At 70.7% G+C, this 26,828-nt stretch carries 25 protein-coding genes and 1 pseudogene; 9 read left to right on the top strand and 17 right to left on the bottom strand.

Going from position 1 to position 26,828, the window contains the following annotated elements; all coding sequences use genetic code 11:
* The first annotated feature begins 135 nt into the window (after positions 1 to 135).
* The gene (locus AB0I41_RS02275; RefSeq protein WP_357100908.1) at positions 136 to 363 is read left to right on the top strand and encodes a winged helix-turn-helix domain-containing protein; all 228 of its coding nucleotides are present in this window, start codon (positions 136 to 138) and stop codon (positions 361 to 363) included.
* A 258-nt stretch (positions 364 to 621) separates the two neighbouring features.
* Here the strand turns inward: AB0I41_RS02275 and AB0I41_RS02270 are convergent, their stop codons facing one another.
* Both AB0I41_RS02270 and AB0I41_RS02265 read right to left on the bottom strand, forming a co-directional pair.
* A complete protein-coding gene (locus AB0I41_RS02270) occupies positions 622 to 1,056 on the bottom strand; it encodes a hypothetical protein (protein ID WP_357100906.1) in 435 nt (144 codons plus the stop codon).
* Positions 1,049 to 4,951: a toxin glutamine deamidase domain-containing protein gene (locus AB0I41_RS02265; RefSeq protein ID WP_357100904.1), complete on the bottom strand. Its 3,903-nt coding sequence runs from the start codon at positions 4,949 to 4,951 to the stop codon at positions 1,049 to 1,051. Before AB0I41_RS02265 ends, AB0I41_RS02270 begins: the two co-directional genes overlap by 8 nt.
* Between AB0I41_RS02265 and AB0I41_RS02260 the strand changes: the two genes are divergently transcribed.
* Positions 4,932 to 5,306 (top strand): hypothetical protein, encoded by a 375-nt coding sequence (locus AB0I41_RS02260; protein WP_357100902.1) that lies wholly within the window; start codon positions 4,932 to 4,934, stop codon positions 5,304 to 5,306. The genes AB0I41_RS02265 and AB0I41_RS02260 overlap by 20 nt on opposite strands.
* A gap of 161 nt (positions 5,307 to 5,467) precedes the next feature.
* On the opposite strand, the gene AB0I41_RS02255 is transcribed toward AB0I41_RS02260, so the two are convergent.
* Complete coding sequence (locus AB0I41_RS02255; RefSeq protein WP_357100900.1) at positions 5,468 to 5,812, bottom strand: hypothetical protein; 345 nt, start codon at positions 5,810 to 5,812, stop codon at positions 5,468 to 5,470.
* Positions 5,805 to 6,236: a YbaB/EbfC family nucleoid-associated protein gene (locus AB0I41_RS02250; protein WP_357100898.1), complete on the bottom strand. Its 432-nt coding sequence runs from the start codon at positions 6,234 to 6,236 to the stop codon at positions 5,805 to 5,807. Before AB0I41_RS02250 ends, AB0I41_RS02255 begins: the two co-directional genes overlap by 8 nt.
* Positions 6,237 to 6,311: 75 nt before the next feature.
* Here AB0I41_RS02250 and AB0I41_RS02245 point away from each other — a divergent pair, with 75 nt between their 5' ends.
* Complete coding sequence (locus AB0I41_RS02245) at positions 6,312 to 7,544, top strand: SUKH-3 domain-containing protein (protein WP_357100896.1); 1,233 nt, start codon at positions 6,312 to 6,314, stop codon at positions 7,542 to 7,544.
* Positions 7,545 to 7,661: 117 nt separating this feature from the next.
* Here the strand turns inward: AB0I41_RS02245 and AB0I41_RS02240 are convergent, their stop codons facing one another.
* Entirely contained in the window at positions 7,662 to 9,101 is a 1,440-nt protein-coding gene (locus tag AB0I41_RS02240) for an aldehyde dehydrogenase family protein (protein WP_357100894.1), read from the bottom strand.
* Between the two features lie 141 nt (positions 9,102 to 9,242).
* On the opposite strand from AB0I41_RS02240, the gene AB0I41_RS02235 reads away from it, so the two are divergent.
* The 5 genes from AB0I41_RS02235 to AB0I41_RS02215 all read left to right on the top strand — a co-directional run bounded on the left by AB0I41_RS02235 (position 9,243) and on the right by AB0I41_RS02215 (position 14,460).
* Positions 9,243 to 10,679, top strand: a complete 1,437-nt coding sequence (locus tag AB0I41_RS02235; protein WP_357100892.1) for a gamma-aminobutyraldehyde dehydrogenase — start codon at positions 9,243 to 9,245, stop codon at positions 10,677 to 10,679.
* A 65-nt stretch (positions 10,680 to 10,744) separates the two neighbouring features.
* Positions 10,745 to 12,016 carry a 4-aminobutyrate--2-oxoglutarate transaminase gene (gene gabT / locus AB0I41_RS02230; RefSeq protein ID WP_357100890.1) on the top strand — a complete coding sequence of 424 codons (1,272 nt, stop codon included), beginning with the start codon at positions 10,745 to 10,747 and terminating at the stop codon, positions 12,014 to 12,016.
* A gap of 139 nt (positions 12,017 to 12,155) precedes the next feature.
* Entirely contained in the window at positions 12,156 to 12,572 is a 417-nt protein-coding gene (locus AB0I41_RS02225) for a GntR family transcriptional regulator (RefSeq protein WP_357100888.1), read from the top strand.
* A gap of 11 nt (positions 12,573 to 12,583) precedes the next feature.
* Positions 12,584 to 13,474 carry an ABC transporter ATP-binding protein gene (locus tag AB0I41_RS02220; protein ID WP_357100886.1) on the top strand — a complete coding sequence of 297 codons (891 nt, stop codon included), beginning with the start codon at positions 12,584 to 12,586 and terminating at the stop codon, positions 13,472 to 13,474.
* The gene (locus tag AB0I41_RS02215; RefSeq protein ID WP_357100884.1) at positions 13,471 to 14,460 is read left to right on the top strand and encodes a transporter; all 990 of its coding nucleotides are present in this window, start codon (positions 13,471 to 13,473) and stop codon (positions 14,458 to 14,460) included. The genes AB0I41_RS02220 and AB0I41_RS02215 overlap by 4 nt, the downstream gene beginning before the upstream one ends.
* A gap of 227 nt (positions 14,461 to 14,687) precedes the next feature.
* Here AB0I41_RS02215 and AB0I41_RS02210 read toward each other — a convergent pair whose 3' ends face one another.
* From AB0I41_RS02210 to AB0I41_RS02155, 12 genes and pseudogenes are all read right to left on the bottom strand, one after another.
* Positions 14,688 to 14,882, bottom strand: a complete 195-nt coding sequence (locus AB0I41_RS02210) for a hypothetical protein (protein ID WP_357100882.1) — start codon at positions 14,880 to 14,882, stop codon at positions 14,688 to 14,690.
* A gap of 211 nt (positions 14,883 to 15,093) precedes the next feature.
* Positions 15,094 to 15,405 (bottom strand): helix-turn-helix transcriptional regulator, encoded by a 312-nt coding sequence (locus AB0I41_RS02205; protein WP_357100880.1) that lies wholly within the window; start codon positions 15,403 to 15,405, stop codon positions 15,094 to 15,096.
* Positions 15,389 to 15,735: pseudogene (locus AB0I41_RS02200) on the bottom strand (type II toxin-antitoxin system RelE/ParE family toxin). Before AB0I41_RS02200 ends, AB0I41_RS02205 begins: the two are co-directional and overlap by 17 nt.
* Positions 15,736 to 15,921: 186 nt before the next feature.
* Positions 15,922 to 16,656, bottom strand: a complete 735-nt coding sequence (locus tag AB0I41_RS02195) for a LamG-like jellyroll fold domain-containing protein (RefSeq protein WP_357100878.1) — start codon at positions 16,654 to 16,656, stop codon at positions 15,922 to 15,924.
* A gap of 205 nt (positions 16,657 to 16,861) precedes the next feature.
* The gene (locus AB0I41_RS02190; RefSeq protein ID WP_357100876.1) at positions 16,862 to 17,314 is read right to left on the bottom strand and encodes a DUF559 domain-containing protein; all 453 of its coding nucleotides are present in this window, start codon (positions 17,312 to 17,314) and stop codon (positions 16,862 to 16,864) included.
* A gap of 646 nt (positions 17,315 to 17,960) precedes the next feature.
* Complete coding sequence (speB, locus tag AB0I41_RS02185) at positions 17,961 to 18,974, bottom strand: agmatinase (protein ID WP_357100874.1); 1,014 nt, start codon at positions 18,972 to 18,974, stop codon at positions 17,961 to 17,963.
* Positions 18,971 to 20,173: a saccharopine dehydrogenase C-terminal domain-containing protein gene (locus AB0I41_RS02180; RefSeq protein WP_357100872.1), complete on the bottom strand. Its 1,203-nt coding sequence runs from the start codon at positions 20,171 to 20,173 to the stop codon at positions 18,971 to 18,973. The genes speB and AB0I41_RS02180 overlap by 4 nt, the downstream gene beginning before the upstream one ends.
* A complete protein-coding gene (locus AB0I41_RS02175) occupies positions 20,173 to 21,594 on the bottom strand; it encodes an FAD-dependent oxidoreductase (RefSeq protein WP_357100870.1) in 1,422 nt (473 codons plus the stop codon). The genes AB0I41_RS02180 and AB0I41_RS02175 overlap by 1 nt, the downstream gene beginning before the upstream one ends.
* Positions 21,591 to 22,433 (bottom strand): ABC transporter permease, encoded by an 843-nt coding sequence (locus AB0I41_RS02170; RefSeq protein ID WP_357100868.1) that lies wholly within the window; start codon positions 22,431 to 22,433, stop codon positions 21,591 to 21,593. Before AB0I41_RS02170 ends, AB0I41_RS02175 begins: the two co-directional genes overlap by 4 nt.
* Entirely contained in the window at positions 22,430 to 23,338 is a 909-nt protein-coding gene (locus AB0I41_RS02165) for an ABC transporter permease (RefSeq protein ID WP_357100866.1), read from the bottom strand. Before AB0I41_RS02165 ends, AB0I41_RS02170 begins: the two co-directional genes overlap by 4 nt.
* Positions 23,335 to 24,486, bottom strand: a complete 1,152-nt coding sequence (locus tag AB0I41_RS02160; RefSeq protein WP_357101207.1) for an ABC transporter ATP-binding protein — start codon at positions 24,484 to 24,486, stop codon at positions 23,335 to 23,337. The genes AB0I41_RS02165 and AB0I41_RS02160 overlap by 4 nt, the downstream gene beginning before the upstream one ends.
* Before the next feature lie 5 nt (positions 24,487 to 24,491).
* On the bottom strand, positions 24,492 to 25,676 hold the full coding sequence (locus tag AB0I41_RS02155; protein ID WP_357100864.1) for a spermidine/putrescine ABC transporter substrate-binding protein: 1,185 nt from the start codon (positions 25,674 to 25,676) through the stop codon (positions 24,492 to 24,494).
* A 209-nt stretch (positions 25,677 to 25,885) separates the two neighbouring features.
* Here AB0I41_RS02155 and AB0I41_RS02150 point away from each other — a divergent pair, with 209 nt between their 5' ends.
* A complete protein-coding gene (locus AB0I41_RS02150; RefSeq protein ID WP_357100862.1) occupies positions 25,886 to 26,398 on the top strand; it encodes an Lrp/AsnC family transcriptional regulator in 513 nt (170 codons plus the stop codon).
* Positions 26,399 to 26,828 lie beyond the last annotated feature (430 nt).

Raw genomic sequence — 26,828 nt, 5'->3', positions numbered from 1 at the left:
AAGCCGCCAAGCTCAGCAACCCCACGAGCAACATACTGCACATTGTGCATCGCTACAACAAGGAGCACATTGTGTTGTAACGCGGGGCCACCTGTGGTGTTCTTGACTCAGCCGCCAAGCTGGGAGCACCACCACATGTACGAGCCCGCATACATGCAAGTCGCCCGGGACATCCGCGAGCAGATCCAGGACGGTCGCCTCAAGCCCGGCGACAAGTTGCCGTCGTTCGCCGCACTCTGCGAGCACTACAAAGCCAGCAGCACCGTAGTCAGGGGCGCGATGCTCATCCTCAAGGCAGAAGGGCTCATCGAAGGCCGGCAGGGCAAGGGCGTCTACGTCACAGACCGCGGTTCCAAGTCCTAGCACCGACCTCGACAAATCCGCGCGATCCCTGTTGCGTCGGCTACAGACCCACCCCTGAGGTTCACTCAGGGCAGCGAGCCGATGATTGCCGTTGGCAGGGTCGCCCGCGATGAACCGGGAGTGGCGGGCCGGCAACTCGTTGCGACGACCGCGGGCCCGACAAGCGGACGTCGAGCAGGCCATCGAGGACTACCGCTACGCCGTGCTCGTGCTGCAAGGCTCGGGAGCAGGGTCTCCGAGGCGGCCACTGCCCGGGGGTCACCCGGCAAGGCTCGGGTCCGCTCCCTCATCGCCGGCCGCTCGCAGCTGTTCCTCGAACATCACGAAAGTCTTGCGCCTGATCCCGCTGATCAGAGCGATCTCATGCGCCGTCATGCGCCGCCCTTCGGCGCCGGCGGCCCCCTCGATCGCCTGCACCGTCTCATAGAGAGCATAGATGGGCCCTGTGCCGCCCAGATACCGAGCGCGCTGGCTCTCCGTCCGTTGCACGAATTGGTCGACGGTCAGGGTACTGATCTCGCCACCGCGGGCGAACAGAATCTCGTCAACTATCTCAACCGCCGGCTCCCAGCCACCCGTATCGATCGACAGTCGCCATGCCGCCAGTCCCCCCTCAGGCGTGGGTACAATCTTGACCGGCGATTTGTAATAGCTGAAGAATGCCGGCAGGGTCAGCCCCGGCGTCTCACTCAATCCCTTGCCCCCGGTCCAAAGTCTCCCGCAGCGCCACCCAGAAGTACTGACGCTCTTGCCGAAGGATGCCCTTGCGAAGCGCATGCTCCATCGAAGACATGCTACGCCTGTCTTGATCAGCTACCGCCTTCAAGTCCCGCCTTACCTCGTAAAGTGCGTGTTCCCACGTCGCAACCTCGTCCAGTGCAGCAAGATGTAATCGGAACTCGGCCACGTGCCCGTTTGCCGTGCGTAGCATCATCTGCACGTCGCGGTATCCGCTGACTTGCGGGCTGATGAACCGGTCTTCGAACTCCACGATCCTCACCCCGGGATCTGACCGCAATTCACCCAAAGCCTGGTAGAGGTCGTCAAGTCGGGTGAATACAACCTTGGCAGCCGCCAGATCCGTCAGCAGGGAAACATCGAACCGATACTTGCTGACCTTGTCCTCAGCACGCTGTCTGTCCTTCGGACCTGGACGTGGCTCTGCTGTCGCGCTTCCACCCGCACGACCAGCAAGGCGTTCGGCAAGAGCTGTCACCTCGACCTGTGCGACCACTGCCTCTTGATACAACCAATCGAGGTATTGCTTACGGTATGAGGGGTCAGACCTCCGACTGAGGTCGAAGCCTGGCTGGACAGCCAAGTCGTCGGTGCCGGTGAAGGAATTGCTGATGCGGCGCTGCTCGTCCGTCAACGGCGTGGCTTCCGCCGAAGCGGTCTCGGCGGCGACCACCTCGGCGCTTCGCGCGGCGATGTCGTCGAGCACTGCCCCCAGGACGTCGACGGCCTGCTGATGAACCGCGAGGTGATGCAGCGTCAGCGGACGCGCCGTCAGCGAATTCGCGAGTTCCGGCGTGGCCAGGATCATCCGTACCAGGTCGGGTCGCTGGGTCAGCTGCCTGACCAGCGCTTCGGCGAGCATCGGCTCGCCGTACGGGGGCGTCCGCCACGTCTCATCGAGCATGCGATCGACTCGCGGATCGGCGAGTAAGCGCGCCACGTCCCGGGCCGCCGCGTCATCGAGGTGCGGGGCGAGCCGCCGGAGCGTCGGAGCATCAAGGTGGGCGGCCACCTCCGCAGGGGTGACGCCCGCTCCGAACACCGCGTCGAGATCGGCGTTCGCCGCGACAACCTCACGAGTTGGCAGGCCGGCCGCCTCGCGCTCCCCGTACGCCAGTTGACGTGCTCGCCGCAGTTCTTCCTGCTCGTCAAGCGGCTCGTTTGCCTCGCGCGCCAGGTCGGGTCCGGCAGTCGTCCCGCCATCCCTCGCTGGTCCGCTACCCACGGAAGCGGCGCCCGGACCGTCGAGCAGGTGGAGGCGGTTGAGGTACGGGTCGCCGTACCCGGCCTCCTCGTCCGGAGTCGACGGGTAGTCGGGCAGGTCGGGGAGGACGCTGAACTGTCCCCGAGCCAGCCCGCCCAACGGCATCGGCCGGCCGTCACCGCCCAGCACCAGGGCATCGATGCTGACGACGTTGTCCGGATCGGTGACGCCCTGGTGGCGGTAGAGGGGCTGGTCGTGGACAACGCCGCTCTGCGGATCGAGATAGAGGATCGTCCCGTTCTGGTTGAGCGCGACCCAGGCGTGTGAGCCGCCGTTCTCCCATTCGGTGATCAGGAAGGCGTAACTGCCGTGACCACCGATCTTGAGCTGGACGTGCAGGTTGTCGAAGCCACGGTCGACCGCGTCGGACAGCGGGGTAGGGCTCCCCGTCCCCCGCTCCCGACCCCCCACGAGGTTCTGGAAACGCCCGCCGGTCACCTCCTCCACCCGCTGCGGGCCGTTCTTCTCTCCCAGGATCGGGCGCCGGATGTCGCCCCCGCTGTAGCCGTCGAAGGTACGCGGCGCGGAGACCCGCGGCCGGCCATGTACCCAGGTCTCGTAGAGCGACAGGGTGCAGTCGAGGCAGTTGATGCCCCGGGTGGGGTCGGCCTCCGGCCCGCCGTCGTTGGCGAGCCCGAACCATCCGCCCTGTCGGGGATCGGCGGTACGCACCACGCTGCCGTCGGGGTTGCGGGGCATCTGCCGTTCGAGGTCGGTCTGGTGCAGCGCCAGCGGCGGGCGCAGCCCACCCCACTGCCCGTACCGACGTGAACGGTCGATCGGAGGCGGATCACCGTCGGCGCCGGTCAGCGCCGATTGGTCGCTGGTCTCGACCGCGCCGAGGGCCAGGTCGGCGACGTCGTCGTTGATCCGCTGGAAGTCGGCTGGGTCGTCGATGAGGACCTCGTCCGGCACGACCTTGCCGGTTCGCACCCCGTCGGCCCAGTCGGTGTACTCGTATGAATCGCGTTCCGCGACCTCGCTGGCCTTGAACATGTGCTCGGCGCGGAGTGTCAGCCCGGCTTTGACCACATCACGTGCGCGCTGCTTCAGCCAACGCGCCCGGTCCAGGTAGTGGCTCGCCGATTCCAAGAGGTGTCCGGCCAGATCCCTCCGTCGCCGGTCCTCGTACCAGGCTCGCTGCGACTCGAAGTAGCCCCGGTAGCGGCGTCGCTCAAGGGCTTCCCGCTCGGCCGCCCACTTCGCGGCGTACCACTCGGGGGTCCTCGGGCGCGGCAGCTCGGTGGCCGGCCCCGGCGGGGTTTGCGCCTCGGAAGGAGGTGAGGTCGCGGGCGCCGGGGCCAGCGCCTCCAGCGACGGGAACCGGTTCGCCCTCGGCGCGTTGGTGACGGCAGCGTCCCGCTCCGGCGCCCCGACCCCCTGCTGGGGCGCCGGTTCCTCGCCCACCACCGGCGATGGCCTCTGCACCGACGGCGGGGTGAGGGCCGCAGCGGTGTTGTGCGCGGCGGCCACGGGCGTATGTGCCGACGCCGACACGCTCGCGCTGGTCGGAGGGATGCTGGTCGCCGTATTGCCGACCGTTCCGGTGGCGGGCGACGTCACGGTGGCGGCCGTCGTCGTGGTGACGGAGGCCGTCACAGGGGCGGTGCTTACGGTGGCGGAGGTCGCCGGGTTGGCAGCCGTGGGTTGAGTGGTGGTGTGACCGGCGGCGGTGGCCGCCTCGACCGTCTGCGGCGATGGCGGGCGTTCGGTGGTCACCGACGAGAGCGTGGGGCTGTCCGACGACCGTCCGTGCTCTGCCTGAGCCGACACGGCAGCGTCGGCTTCCACCATGACGGACGACGGCACGCGGGGATCTGCCGCCGAACCGACCTGCACGGTAGGAACAGGTTCCACCGCCAACGTCTCCCTGTCCGGCAGCGGCGCGGGCGGAGATGCGTCCGTAAGGGCTGCCCCCGCGCCCGCTCCTAGGCCGCCGGACAGCACCGTCGGCGTCGACCCGCCCGCCTCGGGAGGCGATCCGTCGCGGGGCGAGGGGAGGTCGGCGCCCGCGGCCACCGCCGGCGGCGCGACGGGCAGCTCCATGGGCGGCAGCGGTGCGGCGAGCGACGTCAACTGTCCGTCGATGCGGGCGCGCACCGCCGCGTCGACCTGGCCGGTCGCCGAGCCGGTGGCACCGGAGACGGCCGCCCGCGCCGCGTCCTCCACCGACATGACGCCCTGGCCGGTGGCCAGGCCCGCCGCGCCCTCGGCAAGGGTCTCGCCGGTCATCTCCCGGCCGAAGTGCTCGGCGATCCGCGCGCCGGGGCCATGGGCATGCCGGCCGAGCCCCGCCAGCGGCGCCACCGCACCGCCGGCGAGCCCACCGACCGCCGACGCGCCCAGGTCGGCCAGGTCCAGGCCGTGGCGACGTCCGGTGGAGTTCTGGTACGCCTGCGTGGCGAGGCTGATCCCGGACTCCTCCGCCGCCTCTTCCAGCCCGCCCTTGACGGCCCGCTTGCCCAGCCCGCGCATGCCGCCCCGGGCCACCTCCTTGGTGGCCCGCTCCCCGGCCTCCTTCAGGCCCTGCTTGAGCTCCTTCTTCGCCAGTTGGGCCAGCAGCCGCTTGAAGATCTGCTGGACCACCAGCCGACTGGCGGTGGTCGCCGCCCCCACGGCGGGTGAGGCGGCGCCGGCGGTCACCACGCTCGCCACGGCGATCGCCAGCAGTTCGACGACGAGGATGCCCAGTTCGATCCAGACCTCGAGCTTGGCGCCCTCGATGTCGCAGCCGCACTCCTCGACCAGCCGGCCGAGTTCGCCGCTGACGGCGAACAGGACGGGCAGGGGAGTCTCGTCGCCTTCGGCCACCCGCCGCCAGGCGGTGTCGAACGCCTCGGCCACCAGGCCGATGCCGCCGTACCCGCTGCGCACCTCGGTCGCGGCGGCGATCGCGTCGTCGCGCGGCCCGGCGAGCGCCACGGCGACGGCGTACCACTGATCGGCGAGGTCCCAGACGGCGCGCTCGTCCCCCTCCGGCCATTCCACCCCGATGACCCAGTCGAGCGCCTCGTACACCCAGCCCGGCAGGTCCCAGGGGCTGTAGTCGAGGGGGTGCGGGATCGGGCTCGGCAGCAGGCTCACGGCTCGGTCCCCCGCAGGTCAGCGCCGGTAGTCGTGCTGGCCGGACACCCCGTCGAGGCGCCGGCCGCTCGCGGTGTCGGTCTCCACCGTGGCCTCGACGGAGGCCACGACATCGGCACCGAGCCCCGCCAGCGCCCGACCGACCCCCTCCCAGGCGCGCAGCAGCGTCTCCTCGTAGCCGCGATAGCTCTTCTCGAACGCGGCGCCGATGTCGTCACGGCCCCAGGGGCGCAGCGCGCTCGCCGCCGCGATGCGACCGCCGACCTGCTGCCGCCGGGTGCCGACCGCCTCGCCCGCGAGGTGAAGGTCGGTGCCGCCGCGCCGGGCCCGGTCCGGGTCGAGCCAGAGCTGTCCCTCAGCCACGCCGCTCCCCTTCGCTCTGGATCACCGTGTCGGCCCGGCCGAGCAACGCGCCGAAGTCACCACTGCCGAGGAAGTCCACCGAGCCCGACCCCGCCGGCAGGTAACCGGCGACCAGGTCCTGGGTGGCGGCAATAGCCGCAGCGGTGGCCCGGTGCACCGTCGTGGTGATCTTCCGGCTCAACGCCCTCGCGTCCCGATCGTGGAAGACGGCGGGACTGAGCTCCACCGCGATCAGCTCACCCCGGGCGCCCACGGTGGCGGTCACCTGGCCGTCGTCGGAGCGTTCCGTGACCCGCAGCTCGGCCAGCTTGGTCTGCAGTTCGTCCAAACCGGACCGGAGTCGCCGGTACTGCCCGTACACCTCGTCGAACCGCGCGCGGAGCGCGCGATTGGCGTCCCGGTCAACACTTTCGGCCAACGCCACCCTCCCCCGGTCACGTTCAGTCAGGCGAACCATACCGGGTGCCACGAAGTCGTGGGGGTCCGGTAGTTTCAGCCCGTGATCGATCGCCAGCAGGCCGAGCAGCTCGCCACGGTGTGGGCCCGCCGCGACTCACAGCGCCTCGGCTACGAGTGCCGTCCGAGGATCGACGAGTTCGACCTCGGGTACGTCGTCCGGTCCGTCGTGGCCCCGGGCGTCGACACCGTGCCGGGTGACCTGCCCACCACGGTCGTCGACAAGGAGACCGGCGAGGTCTCCACCTGGCCACGGGTGCCGGCCGCGGCGGTCGAGCAGATGTACCGCCGCAGTCGCGCCGCCGGCACGCCGGCGCCCCGCACGGTCGCCCCCGCGAGCCAACTGCTCCGCGAGATCCGGCGGCTGCCGACCCCCGCCACGGTCGCCCACCTGACCGTCGAGGGCCGCACGTACGTCGGTCACGGCGCCAAGGGCGACGTCGAGCTGCACCACCACCCGCTGGTCCGCGCGTACCTGGACGAGCTGCCGGCCGGGCACCTGGTCCGGGGCGGGGACCGGCACGCCGAACTGATCGTCGTCTCCGACGTCCTCCACGAATACGACCACCGCCGCGCCGCCGCCGGTCAGGCCCCGCTGACCGCGAGCGAGGCGGGAACGCTACTCGCCGGCAGCAGATTGGAAGTGTTTCGCATACGCGAACCGGGCGATCCGGCCGGTGGTCCGACGGAAAACCTGTGCGAGTCGTGCACGATCGCCCTGGTGCGTCTTGGTGCCCTTCCGTGGGGCGAACTCGGTGCGATCACGGAACCCCGAGGTTTTCATCGGCAGGTGCCGGTGGCCGACCGTTTCCCGCCCGAGGTTGCCGAGGCGCTGGCCGACGCAGGCTGGGACCAGAACCCCTTCAACTGGGCCATGGCGGAGGGTGCGATCGCCGAGACCTGCGAATTGGTCGGCCGCTCCCATCGCCACGAGCCGTTCCCGGCGGCCGAACGCGTCTTCTTAGACTTTCCAGCAATCGGCACCTTCCGTCGGCGACCGGGTCGGGAAGTGTGGATTCGCCTCTTCGACACCAACCCACTCCGGGCGGCGCACACCGCCGACACCCTCGCCGACTTCGGCGCGGTCCTGGGTGTGCGGCTGTTCCCGATCGGCTCCGAGCGGCAGGACAGCATCCTCGCGGTGGACGAGCGGGGCCGGATCTTCGCCCTCGACCAGGCCGGCGAGTGGTTCCTCGGCGACGACATCGACGCCGCGCTCACCACGCTGCTGCTCGGCCTGGCCCCGGCCCGGGTCCGCGACGACGGGACCTGGTGAGCGGCGGTCGTATGCCGGTTGGGCGATATACCTGAGAGGCATGAATATGCCTGACAGGCATACGGCTCAAGGAGGTGACCGCTCCCCGCGCCGACCCGCCCGGCCAAAGCCGACCGGCTACAGCGCCAGGCCGGTCAGCACCATCACCCGCGGTTCGGTGTAGTCCTCCATCGCGCTGCGCAGCCCCTCGCGCCCCACGCCGCTGCCCTTCACGCCGCCGTACGGCATCTGGTCGGCCCGGTACGACGGCACGTCCCCGACGACCACCCCACCGACCTCCAGCACCCGCGCCGCCTCGAACGCGACGTCCAGGCGGTGCGTGAACACGCCAGCCTGCAACCCGTACGCCGAGTCGTTGACCGCGGCGAACGCCGCCTGGTCACTCTCGACCCGGGCGACCACCAGCACCGGCCCGAAGACCTCCTCAGTGCAGACCTTGGCGGATGACGGCACCCCGGAGAGCACGGTCGGCGGGTAGGTGGCGCCCTCACGCCGGCCACCCACCTCGATGGTGGCCCCGGCCGCGACCGCCTCGTCCACCCACGCCTCCACGCGGGAAGCAGCCTCGACAGACACCAGCGGCCCGACGTCCGTCAGCTCCGAGGCGGGGTCGCCCGTCCGCAACTCCTCGACCGAGGCGACCAGCCGGGGCAGGAAGCCGTCATAGAGCCACTCGTGCACGAAGACCCGCTGCACGGCGATGCACGACTGCCCGGCCTGGTAGTTGGAGAACGTCGCGATCCGGTGCGCGGCGAAGGTCAGGTCCTCGTCGGCGGCCCAGTCCTCGCAGATCACCGCCGCCGCGTTGCCGCCCAACTCCAGGGTGACGTGCTTCTCCGGAACCTGCCGGCGGATCGCCGCGCCCACGGGGCCTGAACCGGTGAACGACACCACCGGCAGCCGCGGGTCGGTGACCAGCTCGGCGGCCCGCTCGTTGGGCAGCGGCAGCACCGAGAACATGCCCTCCGGCAGTTCCGTCTCGGCCAGGATCTCGCCGAGCAGCAGTGCCGACAGCGGCGTCGCCGGGGCCGGCTTCACGATGATCGGCGCGCCCACCGCGATCGCCGGGGCAACCTTGTGCGCCACCAGGTTCAGCGGGAAGTTGAATGGCGCTATCCCCAGCACGGGGCCACGAGGCACCCGCCGCACCAGGGCGATCCGCCCCGTCGCCGCCGGGTCGGTGTCCAGCCGCTGCAACTCGCCGGAGAACCGCCGCGCCTCCTCCGCCGCCCAGCGGAACGTCGACACCGCGCGCCCCACCTCGGCCCGCGCCCACTTGACCGGCTTGCCGTTCTCGGCGGTGATCAGCGCCGCCACCTCGTCGGCCCGCTCCGCCAGCCGCCGGGAGACGTGGTCCAGGGCCGCCGCCCGCACGTGCGCGGGCAGGGCCGCGGCCTGCGCCGCCACCCCGGCCGCCGCCGCGACGGCGGCCTCGACCTGGTCGGCCGTGGCGAGCGTGGTACGCCCCACCGTCCGGCCGTCGTACGGGTGGATGACGGTCAACTCGCCCTCACCGTGGACGGGGCGACCGGCGACAAAGAAGGCTCTCGGCTCCACGTCGGCAGCGTAGACGACGACCGGCCACACGGAAACAGTCGCCGCAGGCCTTGTCTGCCTCGAATTCAGTAGCCAAGATGGCAACAAGATTGCGATTACCTCCGCGACCAGACTCCCGGCCACCCCTGGAGAGACATCCTCATGAGCGACCAGCAGCAGCTGCGCAACTTCGTCAACGGCCAGTACGTCGATCCGGTGGACGGCGGGTACGCCGACCTGATCGACCCGTGCACCGGTGAGGTCTTCGCCCAGACCCCCGTCTCCGGCGCGGCGGACGTGGACGCGGCGATGAAGGCCGCCGCCACCGCCTTCGAGAGCTGGCGGGACACCACCCCCGGCGAACGGCAGAAGGCGATGCTCAAGCTCGCCGACGCCGTCGAGGCCCGCGCCGCCGAGCTGGTCGACGCCGAGGTGCGCAACACCGGCAAGCCGCGCCAGCTCACCGCCGACGAGGAGCTGCCGCCGGCGGTGGACCAGTTCCGCTTCTTCGCCGGCGCCGCCCGCCTGCTCGAAGGCCGCTCCGCCGGCGAGTACATGGCCGGGCACACCTCGTACGTGCGGCGCGAGCCGATCGGCGTCTGCGCGCAGGTGACGCCCTGGAACTACCCGCTGATGATGGCGGTCTGGAAGATCGCCCCGGCCCTGGCGGCGGGCAACACGGTGGTGCTGAAGCCGTCCGACACCACGCCGGTGTCGACGCTGCTGCTGGCCGAGATCGCCGCGGAGTTCTTCCCGCCGGGCGTGTTCAACGTGGTCTGCGGCGACCGGGACACCGGTCGTACCCTCGTCTCGCATCCCACCCCGCAGCTGGTGTCGATCACCGGCTCGACCCGCGCGGGCATGGAGGTCGCCTCCGCCGCCGCGCCGGACCTCAAGCGGACCCACCTGGAGCTGGGTGGCAAGGCCCCGGTGGTGCTCTTCGACGACGCGGACGTCGCGGCGGCGGCCGAGGCGATCGCGGTCGGCGGCTACTTCAACGCCGGCCAGGACTGCACCGCCGCCACCCGGGTGCTCGCCGGCCCCGGCGTGTACGACGACTTCGTCGCCGCGCTGACCGAGCAGGCCCGCAACACGAAGACCGGCGCCCCGGACGACGCCGACGTGCTCTACGGCCCGCTGAACAACGCCAACCAGCTCGCCCGGGTGCGCGGCTTCGTCGACCGGCTGCCCGACCACGCCACCGTCGAGGCCGGCGGCTCACCGCTCGGCGAGCGCGGCTACTTCTACGCCCCGACCGTCGTCTCCGGCGTACGGCAGGCCGACGAGATCATCCAGGACGAGGTGTTCGGCCCGGTCATCACCGTGCAGCGCTTCTCCGACGAGGACGAGGCGGTGCGCTGGGCCAACGGCGTCGACTACGGCCTGTCCGCCTCGGTCTGGACCAGGGACCACGGCCGGGCGATGCGGATGACCCGCCGGCTCGACTTCGGCTGCGTCTGGGTGAACACCCACATCCCGTTCGTCTCCGAGATGCCGCACGGCGGCTTCAAGCACTCCGGGCACGGCAAGGACCTGTCGGTCTACAGCCTGGAGGACTACACCCGGATCAAGCACGTCATGCACAACATCGAGGGCTGACGGTGAGCGCGAGGAGTGAGCCGGGTTTGCGAGCCCCGCAGTCGCGAACGAGAGAAGGCGCAGCATTGGCATCGTCGGAAGAGCTGCACAAGCGACGCGGCGCGGCCGTGGCCCGGGGCGTCGGCAGCACCATCTCGTCCTACGTGGACCGCGCTGGCGGCGGCACCATCACCGACGTCGAGGGCCGGCAGTGGATCGACTTCGCCGCCGGCATCGCGGTCGCCAACGTGGGCAACTCCGCCCCGAGGGTGGTCGAGGCGGTGAAGGCGCAGGTCGAACGCTTCACCCACACCTGCTTCATGGTCGCCCCGTACGAGTCGTACGTGGCGGTCTGCGAGCAGCTCAACGCGATCACCCCGGGCGAGCACGAGAAGCGCTCGGCGCTGTTCAACTCCGGCGCCGAGGCGGTGGAGAACGCCGTGAAGATCGCCCGGCACGCGACCGGGCGGCCGGCGGTGGTGGTCTTCGACCACGCGTACCACGGCCGGACCAACCTGACCATGGCGCTGACCGCGAAGAACATGCCGTACAAGCACCGGTTCGGGCCGTTCGCCGGGGAGATCTACCGGGTGCCGATGTCGTACCCGCTGCGCGACGGGGGCCTCTCCGTGGCCGAGGCGGCGGCGCGGGCGATCGAGATGGTGGAGAAGCAGGTCGGCGCGGAGAACGTGGCCGCGCTGCTGATCGAGCCGATCCAGGGCGAGGGCGGTTTCGTCGTACCCGCGGCGGGGTTCCTGCCGGCGCTGCGCGAGTGGGCGACGGCGGCCGGGGTGGTCTTCGTCGCCGACGAGATCCAGACCGGGTTCTGCCGGACGGGGCACTGGTTCGCCTGCGAGCACGAGGAGGTCGTGCCGGACCTGATCACCCTGGCCAAGGGCATCGCCGGTGGGCTGCCGCTGGCGGCGGTGACCGGCCGGGCGGAGCTGATGGACGCGGTGCACGTGGGCGGCCTCGGCGGCACGTACGGCGGCAACCCGATCGCCTGCGCGGCGGCGCTGGCCAGCATCGAGACCATGCGGGAGCTGGATCTGACCAGCGCGGCGCAGCGGATCGGCACGGCGATGACGGCGCGGCTGCGCACCATCGCCGAGCGTGACCCGCGCATCGCCGAGGTACGAGGCCGGGGCGCGATGCTCGCGGTGGAGCTGGTGCAGCCGGGCACCCTCGTCCCGGACCCGGCCGCCACGTCGGCGGTCTCGGCGGCCTGTCACGCCGCCGGCCTGCTCACTTTGACCTGCGGCACGTACGGCAACGTGCTGCGCTTCCTGCCGCCGCTGGTCATCTCCGACGAGGAGCTGGCCCGGGGTCTGGACATCCTGGACGCCGCCTTCGGCTGACCGCCGGGCCGGTCTCACTCTCGGGGAACGGCACGGGTGCCACCGCACCCGGGCCGTTCCCATTTTCGTGCCTCGGGTCCCATTCGGCGTCAGCCTGTCCTATAGTCCTACTGTCGTAGGACAATGGAAGGGTGACTGGGTGATCGAGTTCGTGCTGGACGGTCGGTCCAAGGTGAACACCTACGTGCAGCTGATCCAGCAGGTCAAACAAGCTCTGCGGGTGGGGCTGCTGACGCCCGGCGACCAACTGCCGAAGGTCCGCGACGTCGCGCAGTCGCTGGCCATCAACCCGAACACCGTGCTGAAGGCGTACCGCGAGCTGGAGATCGAGGGCCTGGTGGAGGGGCGCCCCGGGGTGGGCACCTTCGTACGGCGCACCCTCGCCAGCTCGTCACTGTCCCACCAGGCCGAACTGCGCGAAGAACTGGTGGCCTGGCTGCACCGGGCCCGGGCCGCCGGGCTGACACCAGAGGACGTGACCGCCCTCGTCGAGACCACCATGCGGGCCGCGCTCATCGCTGGGACGCCGCGCGCCGAGCCCGCCTCAGCAGGATGAGAGGACATCGGATGGAGATCGCGCTGGAGGCCGAGCAACTCGGCAAACGGTACGGGAGAACCTGGGCGTTACGGGACTGTTCGCTGCGCCTGCCCGCCGGGCGCATCGCCGCCCTCGTCGGGCCCAACGGTGCGGGCAAGAGCACCCTGCTGCACCTGGCGGTGGGTCTGCTGCGGCCCGACGCCGGTACGGTCCAGGTCTTCGGCGAGTCGCCGTACGACAACCCGAGGGTCCTGCCGGAGATCGGATTCGTCGCCCAGGACACGCCGCTGTACCGCGACTTCACGGCCGCCGAACTGGTCCACGTCGGCGGCAGGATCAACCGGCGCTGGGACGCCGCGCTGGCGCGCAACCGCCTCGCCCAGCTCGGCATCCCGCCGAACCTGCCGGTCGGCAAGCTCTCCGGCGGCCAGCGCGCCCAGGTCGCGCTGGCGCTCGCCCTGGCGAAACGCCCCCGGCTGCTGCTGCTCGACGAACCGGTCGCCAGCCTCGATCCGCTGGCCCGCCGCGAGTTCCTCCAGTCGCTGATGGGCAGCGTCGCGGAATCGGAGACCACCGTGCTGCTCTCCTCGCACCTGCTGGCCGACCTCGAACGGGTCAGCGACTACCTGGTCGTGCTGCACGCCGCCCGGGTGCAGCTCGCCGGCCCGGTCGACGACCTGGTCGCCGCGCACCGGCAGCTGATCGGGCCCCGGCACGAAGACGGCCCGATCCCCGGAGTCGCAGCCGTGGTCCGGACCAGCCACACCGCGCGCCAGTCCACCCTGCTGGTCCGCACCGACGGTCAGGTGATCGATCCGGAGTGGACGGTGCACGAGGTGACCCTGGAAGACCTCATCCTGGCCTATCTCGCCGACGGCGAGACGCCGGCCAGCCACACCGAATGGGAGGTGCCGGCATGATCTGGCTGGCCTGGCGGCAACACCGCAGACAAATTCTGATCACCCTGCTCGGGTTCGCGGCACTCGCCGCCCTGATGATCCCGATCGGCCTGTCGATGCGGCACACCTTCGCCGATCTCGGGCTGCCGGAATGTGTCCGTCAGGTGGCCCGTGCCGACGTGGCCCCGGCGACCGTGGACGGCTGCGAGGCGGCGTTCCGCCGCTTCGCGAACCGGTACGGCAGCATGAACCTCGTGGCCGTCCTGCTTCTCATCCTGCCGATGCTCGTCGGTCTGTTCTGGGGCGCGCCGCTGGTCGCCCGCGAGGTGGAGCACGGCACGCACCGATTCGCCTGGACCCAGGGAGTCGGTCGGACCCACTGGGCACTGGTGAAGTTCGGGCTGGTCGTCGCGGTGACAGCGGCCGTCGCGGTCTGCTACGGGCTGGGCATGTCATGGTGGGTCAGTCCGCTGACCCAGGCCGCACACGAGGGCCGGCTCGGCATCATCGTCTTCGACCTGCAGGGCGTCGCCCCGATCGGCTACACCCTCTTCGCCGTGACGCTCGGCATCTTCGCCGGCACCCTCTGGCGCCGGATGCTGCCCGCCATGACCGTCACCCTCGTCGGGTACGTCGGCGTCCGGGCGGCAGTCGCAGTCCTGGCCAGACCGCACTACCAGCCCGCCCGCACCCTCACCTTCCCGGTGGACGGGGCCGGACCGATGCGGATGACCCGTGGCGACTGGATCCTCTCCAGCGGTGTCCGCAACGCCGACGGGAGGATGGTGGCAGCGGATGCTCAGGTCGTGTGTCCCCCGGGTGCTCCCGGGCCGGGAGGCGGTGTCTGCGGCGCCGACCTCGGCCTCGGACCCGGCGCCTACAACTGGCAGCTCTACCAGCCGGCCAACCGGTTCTGGCTGTTCCAGTACATCGAGACCGGCATCTTCGTCGCCCTCGCCGCGCTCCTGCTCTACTTCGCCGTACGCCGCCTCCGCCGCATCGCCTGACCCGCCGCCCGCACGTTTCCGAGCCCGCGCCTCGGTGGAACACCATGGGTGTCACACCCTCCCCGTGGCACCCATGGTGTTCGCTCAGCGGAGCAGTTCGACGTTGCGTCGGACCCCGCCATCACCGGCGTGACGAGCTGCGCGAGCCGCCCGACGGCCGGACCGAGGGCCCGCCAGGGCACGGCGGCCAGTTCGTCGGTACACATCTCCACCTCGTCGCGCCGAAGTCAGATGTCGTTGTGCCAGCCACGGTTGATCTCGCCCGCCGGGCGCGGCTCGCCCCTGGCGACCACCCGCCAGAAGCGGTGCGGCTCGGCGTGATCGCGCAGCGACACCTCGGCGCCGACGCGTACCCGGCGGTCGTCACGCACCCAGGCGACCAGGTGGCGATCGCCGCTGACCAGCTGGAGCTGTACCATCATCCGTTCCCTCGTCCCGACCATCACGACCGCCCCTTCTCCATTCACGACGCCGCGCCCGTTGGCGACGACCGAGGCACCAGGATGAGGGGCGTCGATCGACGCCGGCAACCGGTATTGGCGATCACCGATGAGCTGCGTCACGATGCGCGAGGAGGTCGCCGATGGCTGCCCCTGGCCGACTGGACGGGCCTCCCGGCACCGGGAGGCCCCGTCAGGCGATCTGGCGCAGGTCGTTGCCGTAGTCGAAGATGATGCGCAGCCGCGCCCCGAGGGCGTTGGCATAACGGCTCAACGTGGCCACCTCGTTGACGTCGAGGTCGCCGTTCTCGATCTGGCTGACCCGGCCCGGCGTGACGCCCATCAACTCGGCCACCTGACGCTGGGTGAGCCCCAGTCGCTTGCGCTCCTCCGCGAGGTGGTACGCGCTCACCCACGCTTCGGTGCGGGCGCGCTCCCTTTCGTACTCGGCTTCGTCGTCGCGAAGCTCGTTCCGGACATCCTCCCAGTCATGGAACTCGGTCATTTCTCACCCCTTTGCTGCCTCTCGTGTCAAGCCATGCCTTGTAGACGATTTCCGGCAGAGGGATGTTTTCCTCGTACCACCGGGTCCAGTTGTGCGCCTTGTTACCCGCCACCAGCAGCACCGCCTGCGACCACGGGTCGAAGACGAAGAGCACCCGGACGGCCACGTCACGTCCGGACCGGGGCCTCAGTTCCTTGAGGTTGTTGACGTTGGAGCCGCGGAGAGTGTCCACGAGTGGGCGACCCAGCCCCGGCCCGTCTCCGCCAACATGTCGATGGCGACGCTGACACACCGGTACGCGTCGGGATCGGCACGCCGCAGGTTTCGCAGCCACTGCCGCACCTCGCCGGTCACCCGGACGGCCCAGCGTCGGTTGGCCTGCTCCGCCACGCCCCAGCTACAGCTTGAGCTAAACAAGCGCGGACATCGTTCGCGGAACTGTCAGCTCCATCCACGCCGTCACCGCGCAGACCGGTGGGCGGGCACCGGGCGCCCGCCCACCGGAAGGATGCTTCGTCAGCCGATGCTGAAGATTACGTTGTCCAGCTCGCCGCGGAACTGGTCGTTGTTGGTCAGCCCAGGACCCTTGGCACCGATGTTCACCGTCGCGGTGCTGGTGATGTCCATCGTGGCGCCGGTCGAGGTCTTCACCGTCTCGGTGCCGACGACCAGGCTCAGCACGTCGCCGCGCCGCTTGCACTGGACGAACTTCCAGCCCTGATCGGCGATCGAGGTGTCGGCGGTGAGCAGCACGAACGGGTTACCCCCCTGGGAGTCGATGCCCTCGATGCGGCAGCCCGGCTTGCCGTTGTCGAGCTGGAGCTTCCACTGGTTCGTGTCGGCGAAGACGCCCTTCTGCATCAGGTTCGCCCCGCCGGTCACCTGACCGGAGGTGACCTTGACCAGCGTGCTGATGGTGAAGTCCTGGGTACCCGGGCTGAGGTTCGGCGCGTCGGGCACCTGGACCACCGCGCTGCCCGAGGCGGGGAAGGCGATCGCCGGGCTGCTGCCGGCGCCGCTGGGACGGGTCGCCCGGGAGATGCTGCCCGGCGCGCTCACCGCGATGCAGCCGGAGTCGCCGGGGGTGGCGACGTCGGCAAAGCAGCCGGACGTCCACGGGCCAGGCTCGACCTGCCCGGTCGGCGTGGCGTCGAAGTCCAACCGCAGCTGCTCGGTGGCCGCGTACGCGGGCGCGGTGTCCACCAGCACGGCGGCGGCGAGAGCGGTGACACCCAGGGCGAATGCGGACATGGCACGACCCATGAAGGCCCTCCGGAGAATCGAGCCGCGGACCCCCGTACGGCCGCAGCGTCCCAACATGATCACGGTCGGTGCGACGCGTGTCAATGCCCCGGGAAACCCGTCGCCAACCTCGGCGATCTTGCACTTTCGGCCCGGCAAGTGTCCAGCTTGACCCGAATAGCCCGGGCGGTAAGTGCAAGATCGCTTGAAGGGGTCAGGCAAGAGCGGCGCGGATGGTGGCGACTATGTGGGCTGGGCGACGATAGAGGTCACGGTCGGTGAAGTAGCGCATCCGCCACCCGTTCGCGTGGAGCCAGTTCATCCGATCCCGGTCATGCCGGAGTCGCTCCCGGTCCAGATGCGACAGCCCGTCGTATTCGATGCCGATCCTGCGCTCCCGGTAACCCAGGTCAAGGCGGTAGCGACGGATGCCGTCGCGATCGTGCACCCACAGTTGCGGCTCGGGAGGCGGCAGTCGCCCGTCGACCAAGACCAGTCGCAGCTGACTCTCCTGGCGACACTCCGCCCGACCGTCCGCCAACGGCACGAGTTCACGAGCCTGCCGGACACCGCGGAGAGCGCGATGGGCCGACAGCTCCGCCACCAACTCGCCCTGCGTGACCGCGCCCGACCGGATGGCGGCGTCGAGCACCGGCAGGGCATCCATTCGGCGGAGGGTGCGCGCCAGATCAACGGCGCACCGGGCCGCCGGGACGCACGGAACGCCGCCAACGAGAACCGGCCGCACGGGGAGGACGGAGTGGTGCACGACCAGCCCGGGAAGCCGGGGCCTGGGCACTGCGGCCGGCAACTGGACGTGGACCTGGCCCTCACGCAGCACCCCGAACCCGTGCCGACGGGCCGCGCTCTGCCTGGTCAGCATGGCCTCCTGGGGTAGGCACAACATCAGTGCCCGCAGTTCGTCCTCGGCCCCGCAGGGTTGATCCGCATAGACACCTCTCCGCACCCGGAGCAGCTCCTCTCTGCTGACCTGCATCCGGATCCGCTTCACGGTGAGAGTGCGCATCAGAGCATCGGCGCGCCAAAGCTGAGTAGGCATGACAGCAGGATCCCGAACCGCTTCCCAACCCACTCCCCACGCGATAGCCCCTGTGGACAACCCACCCCCCTGTGGAAAACCCCCGCACCCCCCACCCCCTCTGCTACCCCCCACCCCCTCCCCCGATCCCCTCCCCCCTCCCCAACCTCGCTCCCCACACCGCCACCATTCCGCGATCTTGCACTTGCGGCCCAGAGAATGCACTTTTTGCACAAAATGTCGGGGCAAAAAGCGCAAGATCGCGGGGGGGGGGTCAGCGGGCGTCGAGGAGGGGCTGGGTCGGGTCCCAGGGTGGGCCGCCGGCGGCGTCGCGGCGACGCCGGGCGATGGCCGACAGCGCCTCCAGGACCACCCGGTTGCCGAGGTACGCGGTGATGTCGGCGTGGTCGTACGGCGGGGCGACCTCGACCACGTCCACCCCGACCACGGGCAGCTCGTAGCAGACCCGGCGGACCGCGTCGAGCAGTTGCCGCGAGGTCAGCCCGCCCGGCTCCGGGGTGCCGGTGCCGGGTGCCATGCCGGGGTCGACCACGTCCACGTCGACGGAGAGGAACACCGCCTCGCACTCGTCGGTCGCGATGGCGAAGGCTTCGGTGAGGCAGGTGTCGAGCCCACGAGAAACCAGTTCGGTCATCTCGTAGGAGCGCATCCGCTGCGCGGCCATCCACGCCAGGGTGGGTGGGTCCGGCCAGTAGCCGCGCAGGCCGATCTGGAGGAAGCGGTCGCCGCGTACCGCGCCGGACTCGATGAGCCGGCGCATCGGCTGGCCGTGCCCGTGCAGCGAGCCGAACTCGATGTGCCCGGTGTCGGCGTGCGCGTCGAAGTGCACCAGCGACACCCGGCCGGGCCCGTGCTGCCGGGCCACCCCGGTGGCGTCGGGCAGGGCGATGGAGTGGTCCCCGCCGAGCACGATCGGGATCGCGCCGGCGGAGGCGACGGCGTACACGGCGGCTTCCAGGGACGCCAGCGACCGCTCGATGTCGCCGGAGAACATCTCCACGTCGCCGGCGTCGTAGACGCGCAGGTCGCGCAGCCCGTCGACGCGCAACGCCAGGGACGGGCGGGAGCCGTCGTGCGGCAGATAGCAGGCCTGCCGGATGGCGGACGGGCCGAACCGCGTGCCCGGCCGGTGCGAGGTGCCACCGTCGAAGGGCGCCCCGACGATGACGACGTCGGCGTCGGCGAACGACGAGGGCTCCGCCAGCGAGCAGCGGTCCACCCCGAGGAAGGTGACGTCGGGGCCGTACATCGGGCCGTAGCGGTTCATCGCTCCTGGACACCCCACGGCGAGCCGTACCCGGTGAGCAGGTCGAGGAAGGGGCGGGGCGGCAGTGCCTCCGGGCCGATCACCCCGGTCCCGGACCAGGCGCCGGTGGCGAGCAGTTCCAGGGCCACCACCGGGTTGACCGCGGTCTGCCAGACGACGGCCTGGTGGCCGTACTCGCGCATGGACCACTCGTTGTCGACCACGTGGTAGAGGTAGACCTCACGCGGCCGCCCGTCCTTGCCGGTGCCGGTGACCCAGGTGCCGGCGCAGGTCTTGCCGCGCATCAGGTCGCCCAGCGTGGCCGGGTCGGGCAGGCTGGCGGCGACGACGTCGCGTGGGGAGACGGAGACACCGCCGACCCGGACGGGGGAGACGGCGTCCAGGCCGAGCTTGTGCAGGACCTTGAGCACCTCGATGAACTCGTCGCCGAGGCCGTACTTGAAGGTGACCCGCTTCGCCCTGACCCAGCGCGGGATGAGCAGCACCTCCTCGTGCTCGACGTTCACGCACTCGACCGGGCCGATCCCCTCGGGGAAGTCGAAGACCTCCGGCTCGCTGAACGGTTCGGTGGTGTACCAGCCCCGGTCGGCCTCCCAGATCACCGGCGGGTTGAGGCACTCCTCGATGGTGGTCCAGATGGAGAACGACGGCGCGAAGTCGTAGCCCTCGACGGTGAGGTTCGCGCCGTCGCGTACGCCGATCTCGTCGATCTCGTCGAACAGCTCGTCGGCGGCGTAGCGGGCGAAGACGTCGGACAGGCCCGGCTCGATGCCGATGCCGCAGAGGGCCAGCCGGCCGGCCGCCTCCCACCGGTCGGCTGCGGCGAACTGGTCGTCACCGAGCTTCACCCCGGTCTCGGCGTAGGGCCGCGACGGGTGCGGGTGGGACAGCGACATGGCCATGTCGAGGTAGTCGGCCCCGGCGGCGAAGGCGCCGTCGAAGATCGGCATGACGAAGCGCGGGTCGACCGCGTTGAGCACGTGGGTGATCCGGTGCTCCCGGCACAGCGCGGCGACCGCGTCGGCGGCGGAGGCGTCGACCTCTGCCGCGACGAACCGGTCACCGTGCCCGGCCACCGCGCGCTCGGCGCGGCCGGGGTCGTGGTCGGCGACGACCATGGTCTCGAAGAAGGAACGCCGGGCGGCGATGGCGACCGCGGCGGAGCCGACGCCACCGGCGCCGACGAGCAGGATGCGCATCAGGAATCAAACCCCAAACCAAGACGATCGAGAGTACGGAGCCAGCGGTTGCGCCGGCCCTCATGCGCGTCGGCGCGGGCCAGCGACCAGCGGGTGAGGTTGATGCCGGCGGCCCGGACGGGCTCCGGCGGGAACGGCAGCGGCGTGCTGCGGACCAGGTCGAGCCGGGTCAGCGGGGTCTCCTCGCCGCCCAGCAGGTCGAGCATCACCCGGGCGCCGAACCGGGTGGCGCCGACACCGAGCCCGGTGAAGCCGGCCGCGTACGCCAGCCGACCGCCGTACGCGGTGCCGAAGAACGGGCAGAACCGGGTGCAGGTGTCGATCACCCCGCCCCAGCGGTGGCTGAAGCTCAGCTCCTCCAGCTGCGGGAACGTGGTGAAGAAGTGCTCGGCGAGGGCGGTGAAGGTGGCCGGCCGCTGCTCCAGCTCCGGGGCGACCCGGTTGCCGTAGTGGTAGACCGCGTCGTAGCCGCCGAAGAGGATCCGCCCGTCGCCGGTGATCCGGTAGTAGTGGAACAGGTTGCCGGTGTCGGCCAGCCCCTGCCGGTTGCGCCAGCCGATCGCGTCCCGCTGCGCCGGGGTCAGCGGCTCGGTCATCAGGGCGTAGTCGTAGACCGGCACGAGCCAGGCGCGCAGCCGGCGCAGCAGCGGCGGGAAGGCGTTGGTGGCGAGCACCACCTGCCGGGCCCGCACCGTCCCCGGCGCCGCGTCCGGCCCGCCGGCCGTCGCCGCCCGCAGCCCGGCGCCGTCGCGGCGCAGGCCGGTCACCCGGGTGTGCTCGTGGATCCGCACCCCCTCGTCGAGGCAGGCCCGGCGCAGGCCCCAGGCCAGCTTCGCCGGGTCCAGCATGGCCACCCGGTCCCGATCCCACAGCCCACCGAGGTACGTCGGCGAGTCCACCTCGGCACGGGCCTCGTCGGCGTCGAGCAGCCGCACGTCGTGGCCGTACCGGCGGGCCAGCTCGGCGTCTTCGGCGAGCCCGGCGAGCTGGTACGGCTCGACCGCCACCGCCAGCTCGCCGGTGCGTTCGAAGTCGCAGTCGATCCCGTACGCCTCGACGGTCGCGGCGATGGCGTCCAGGTTCTGCCGGCCCAGCCACTCCAGCTCGTCGATCTCGCCGGGGAAGCGGTCCACGCCGTTGGCCAGCCCGTGGGTCAGCGAGGCGGCGCAGAACCCGCCGTTGCGCCCGGACGCCGCCCAGCCGCAGGTGCCCGCCTCGACCAGCAGCACGTCCCGCGCGGGATCGTCCCGCTTGGCGAGCAGCGCCGCCCACAGGCCGCTGTAGCCGCCGCCGACGACCAGCAGGTCGGCGGTGTGCGTACCGTGCCGCGGCGGCAGCGGGTCGGGCCGGTCCGGGCGGTCGAGCCAGTAGGGCACGGGCGCCGCCTCGGCGAGCGCCCGGCCGGTATGCGGGAGGGTCATGACGGGCTCTTCGCCCGCCGGCCGGCCGCCGGGGCGACCGCGAGGTCGGCGCGCCGGGCCCGCCGTCCGCGCAGCGAGCCGGCCCCGACCAGCAGCAGCGCGATCACGAACATCGCCGTGCCGATCACGTTGACCTGCGGCGGGATGCCCCGCTGGGCGGCGCCCCAGACGTACATCGGGAAGGTGACGGTGGTGCCGGCGTTGAAGTTCGTGATGATGAAGTCGTCGAAGCTGAGCGAGAAGGCGAGCAGCGCGGCGGCCACGATGCCGGGCAGCACCAGCGGCAGGGTGATCCGCCGGAAGGTCTGCCACTCGCTGGCGTAGAGGTCCATCGCGGCCTCCTCCAGCCGCTGGTCCATTCCGGCCAGCCGCGCCTTCACCGTCACCACCACGAACGACACGCAGAACATGACGTGCGCGATGACGATGGTCCAGAAGCCCTGCGGCACGCCGGCGGCGACGAAGAGGGCGAGCAGCGAGGTGCCCATCACCAGCTCCGGCGTGGCCATCGGCAGGAAGATCAGCAGGTTGATCCCGGTACGGCCGCGGAACCGGTGCCGGACCAGGGCGAAGGCCATCAGGGTGCCGACGACGGTGGCGACGACGGTGGCGATGAAGCCGATCTGCACGCTACGGACCACCGCGTCGCACATCTCCGAGGTGGCGCAGGGCTGCCGCCAGTTGTCCAGGGTGAACTCGTGGAAGTCGTACGACAGCCGGCTGGACGGGCGGTTGAAGGAGAGCCCGGCCACCACCAGGATCGGCAGGGAGAGGTAGCCGAGCACCAGCAGGGCGACGCCCATCACCCAGCGGTCGGCCAACCAACGGGACAGTCTCACAGCACCTCCTCCGTGCCGGCCCGGCGCAGGTAGACGAAGACCACCACGAGGATCGCCGCCATCAGCAGGAACGACAGCGCCGCGCCCTGCGGGTAGTCCAGCCGGACCAGGAACGCCGAGTCGATGACGTTGCCGATCATGTACTCGTTCGGGGTGCCGAGCAGTTCCGCGTTGATGTAGTCGCCGGTGGCCGGGATGAAGAAGAGCAGCGTGCCGGCGATCAGGCCGGGCATCGACAGCGGCAGGGTGACCCGGCGGAACGCCTGCACTCCGCTGGCGTACAGGTCGCTCGCCGCCTCCAGCAGCCGGTGGTCCAGCCGCTCCAGGCTCGCGTACAGCGGCAGCACCAGGAACGGCAGGAAGTTGTACGTCAGGCCGAGGATCACCGCCACCGGGGTGGCGAGCAGCCGGCCGTCGGGGCCGAGCAGGTGCACGTCGCGCAGCAGCCCGACCAGAGCGCCGTTGTCGGACAGGATGGTCTTCCAGGCCAGGGTGCGCACCAGGAAGCTGGTGAACATCGGGGCGACCACACAGACCAGCAGCAGGTTCTTCCACCGGCCGGCCTTCTGCGCGATCGCGTACGCCAGCGGGTAGCCCATCAGCAGGGCCAGCACCAGCGCGATCCCGGCGTAGAGGAACGAGCGGACGAAATGCGGCCAGTACGCCTGCACCGCGTCCGGGTAGTTGCCGAACGCCCAGGTCAGCGCGTACCCGGTGGAGAGCGATCCGCTGGGGTCGTAGAGGCTGGCCGCGGCGAGTTGCAGCAGCGGCAGGCCGAAGAAGACCAGCAGCCAGGCCCCGCCCGGCAGCAGCAGCAGGTACGGCAGCAGCCGGTGTCGCCCCCGCCGGGGCGGCGGGCCGGCCGCCTGCCCCGACGGGGTGGAGACGTGAGCCAGAGCGCTCATGAAGTCGCCCCGACCGGCTCGTCGAGCAGCGGGGTGGTGCTGTCCTCCTGGCCCGGCTCCCGGGGCAGCAGGAAGGCGTGCCGGGGGTCCCAGTGCGCCGCCACCCGGCTGCCGACCGGCAACTGACCGCCGGCGCCACTGTTCGCCGCGAACGCGGAGATCTCGCTGCCCCAGCCGGTCCGGACCAGGTACTGGGTGCTGACCCCCACGTAGGAGGCGTCGGTGACCACACCCTCGACGTGCTGGTGGCCACCGGGAACCTGGTCGGCTCCGCCGACCAGGTGCAGCTTCTCCGGGCGTACCCCCAGGTAGACCGCGCCCTGGTCGGCGCGGGCGCGGTCGGCGGGCACCGAGAAGCGGGCGCCGTGGGCGGTGACCGGCACCTCGGCGCCGGCGGTGCCCGCGGCCTCGGCGGCGAGCAGGTTGGACTGGCCGAGGAAGTTCGCCACGAACGCGGTGGCCGGGAACTCGTAGATGTCGGCCGGGGCGCCCAGCTGCTCGATCTTCCCGGCGTTCATCACCGCGACCGTGTCGGCCATGGTCATGGCCTCCTCCTGGTCGTGGGTGACGTGCACGAAGGTGATCCCGACCTCGGTCTGGATCCGCTTCAGCTCGATCTGCATCTGCCGGCGCAGCTTCAGGTCGAGCGCGCCCAGCGGCTCGTCGAGCAGCAGCACCTGGGGGTGGTTGATCAGTGCGCGGGCCAGGGCGACCCGCTGCTGCTGCCCGCCGGAGAGCTGGGCGGGACGGCGGCGGTCGTAGCCGTCGAGCTGCACCAGCGACAGCATCCGCTGGACCTGGTCGTCCACCGTGCGGATGCCGCGCCGGCGCAGCCCGAAGGCCACGTTCTCCGCGATGTCGAGGTGCGGGAAGAGCGCGTAGCTCTGGAACACGGTGTTCACCGGCCGCTTGTACGGCCGCAGCCGGGCGATGTCCCGGTCGCCGAGCAGCACCTGCCCGCTGGTCGGTTCCTCCAGGCCGGCGATCATCCGCAGGGTGGTGGTCTTGCCGCAGCCGGACGCGCCGAGCAGGGCGAAGAACGAGCCCTGCGGGATGGTCAGGCTGAGATCGTCCACCGCGGTGAAGATGCCGAACCGCTTGGTGAGGTTGGCCAGCCTCAGGTCGCCGGCCGGTGACTCGTGCCCCATCGTCCTCACGCCCCGATGACCTGCTGGAACTTCGACTCGTACTCCTTCTCCTGCTTCTCGTCCAGGGCCATGAAGACCTTGGACTTCGACAGCAGGGCATCATCCGGGAAGATCAGCGGGTTCTTGGCCAGCTCCGGGTCGATCTTCTCCATCTCCGCCTGCGCGCCCTTGACGGGGCAGATGTAGTTGACGTACGCGGCCACCTGGGCGGCGATGGCCGGCTCGTAGTAGTGGTTGATCAGCTCCTCGGCGTTGCCCTTGTGGGTGGCCTTGTTCGGCACCAGCATGTTGTCCGACCAGAGCATCACGCCCGACTCCGGCACCACGAACTTGATCTTCTCGTCCTCGAAGCCGAGCTGGATCACGTCGCCGGACCAGCCGATGCAGGCGGCGATGTCCCCCTTGGCCAGGTCCGGGGCGTAGTCGTTGCCGGTGAACTTGCGGATCTGCTTGGAGTCCACGGCCTTCTTCAGCTTGTTCAGCGCGTCGTCGAACTGCGCGCCGGTGAAGTTGGCCGGGTCGTGGCCGTTGGACTGGAGCAGCAGGCCCATGGTGTCCCGCATCTCGGAGAGCGCGGTCACCTTGCCCTTGAGGTCGGCGCGGGTGAGCAGCTGGTCGACGGTGCGGATCTCCTTGGTGACCTTGGCGTTGTAGGCGAGCCCGGCCAGGCCGGACTGCCACGGGATGGCCAACTGGTTGTCGCTGTCGAAGGGGCGGTTGCGCAGCGACGGCAGCAGGTTCGCCTCGACGTTCGGCAGCTTCGCCTTGTCCAGCTTCTGGATCCAGCCGAGCCGGATCATCCGGGCGGCCATCCAGTCGGTGAGGACCATGAGATCCCGTCCGGTGCTCTGACAGCCGGCGAGCTGATTCTGCACCTTGCCGAAGAACTCGTTGTTGTCGTTGATGTCCTCGGTGTACGTGACCTGGATGCCGGTCCTCTTGACGAAGGCGTCGAGCGTGGGGCGCTTCGACTCGTCCTTCTCGTCGACGTCCAGGTACTGGGGCCAGTTGGCGAAGGCCAGCTTCTTCTCCGTGGCGGAGAGGTCCTCGCTCTTGCACCCCTCCTCGGTCTGGGTGGCGGCCTTGGTGCCGCAACCGGCCAGCGCGCCGCCCGCGGCGACCAGGGCGGCCGAACCGAGGGTGCCGGTGAGCAGTCCGCGCCTGGTGAGGGGCTTCAGGGGAGTTCGCATGTGACGACTCCTAGGGGGTCGTCCGTCGGCGGCGGGGACGGGGGTGGCGCGCCGGCGGGAGGGGTCAGGTGCCTGGGACGACTGATCCTGACATGAGGTGACGGACCCCACAAGGGATTCCGTTGCGGGAATAGCAATTGACGACGAATTACGCCACACTGCCCGATGGCATTAGGTTCAGCGCGGGGAACGGACATGGGGAGCGGTCGATGACGAACCGGCAACAGGAGAACGGCACCGGCGGGCGGCGCGTCACCGTGCGTGATGGCGCCAGCCACGTTCTGCTCGACGACGTGGCGAAGCAGATCATCGAGCAACTCCAGGAGGACGGCCGCCGGCCGTACGCGACCATCGGCAAGGCGGTCGGGCTCTCCGAGGCGGCCGTACGGCAGCGGGTGCAGCGGCTGCTCGACGCCGGGGTGATGCAGATCGTCGCGGTCACCGACCCGCTCCAGCTCGGCTTCCCCCGGCAGGCCATGATCGGCCTGCGCACCGACGGTGACCTGGAGACGGTGGCCGACCGGCTCGCCGAGTTCGAGGAGATCGACTACGTGGTGGTCACCGCCGGCTCGTTCGACCTGCTGGCCGAGGTGGTCTGCCGCAACGACGCCCACCTGCTGGAGATCCTGCAGAAGCTGCGCGCCGTCCCCGGGGTGCTGGCGACCGAGGCGTTCGTCTACCTCAAGCTGCGCAAGCAGACCTACAGCTGGGGCACCGCCTGAATCGGCGCCCAGTTCCGCCCGGCCGCCGCCCGGTCTGGCCGACTGCCGCTCGGCGCATCCGCCGATGTCCCACCAGCGCCCGGGGAGCAGGCCCTGGATTGGCCCCACCATGTGGTGCCCGCGCCCTTTCGAGCTGACGTCGCAAACGATTCAGCCGGTGGGACGCCACGACAGTCCGGCGCCGCTCTCCGCCGACGCCCCGGTAGGCCGCGTCGCAAGACGCCACGTGCCGCTGCCCCGCCATCCCGGCCGGCCGTGATGTCGTAAGCGATTCAGCTCGACAGGGCCCGACCTGTGACACCCACCCCCGGGCGGACCCCCACCAGCCGCAACCCGGAGGTTCGGATTCCGTTGCATCGCCGGCAGCCATCCGCTGATTCCGTCGCCATAACGGCCATACGCCACTGATCCCACTTGCTTTTCGGGGCTG

Source organism: Micromonospora sp. NPDC050200, assembly GCF_040656135.1.
Taxonomy (GTDB): Bacteria; Actinomycetota; Actinomycetes; order Mycobacteriales; family Micromonosporaceae; genus Micromonospora.
Note: the sequence above shows the minus strand (reverse complement) of the source record. Positions and strands in the feature narration are given on the sequence as shown.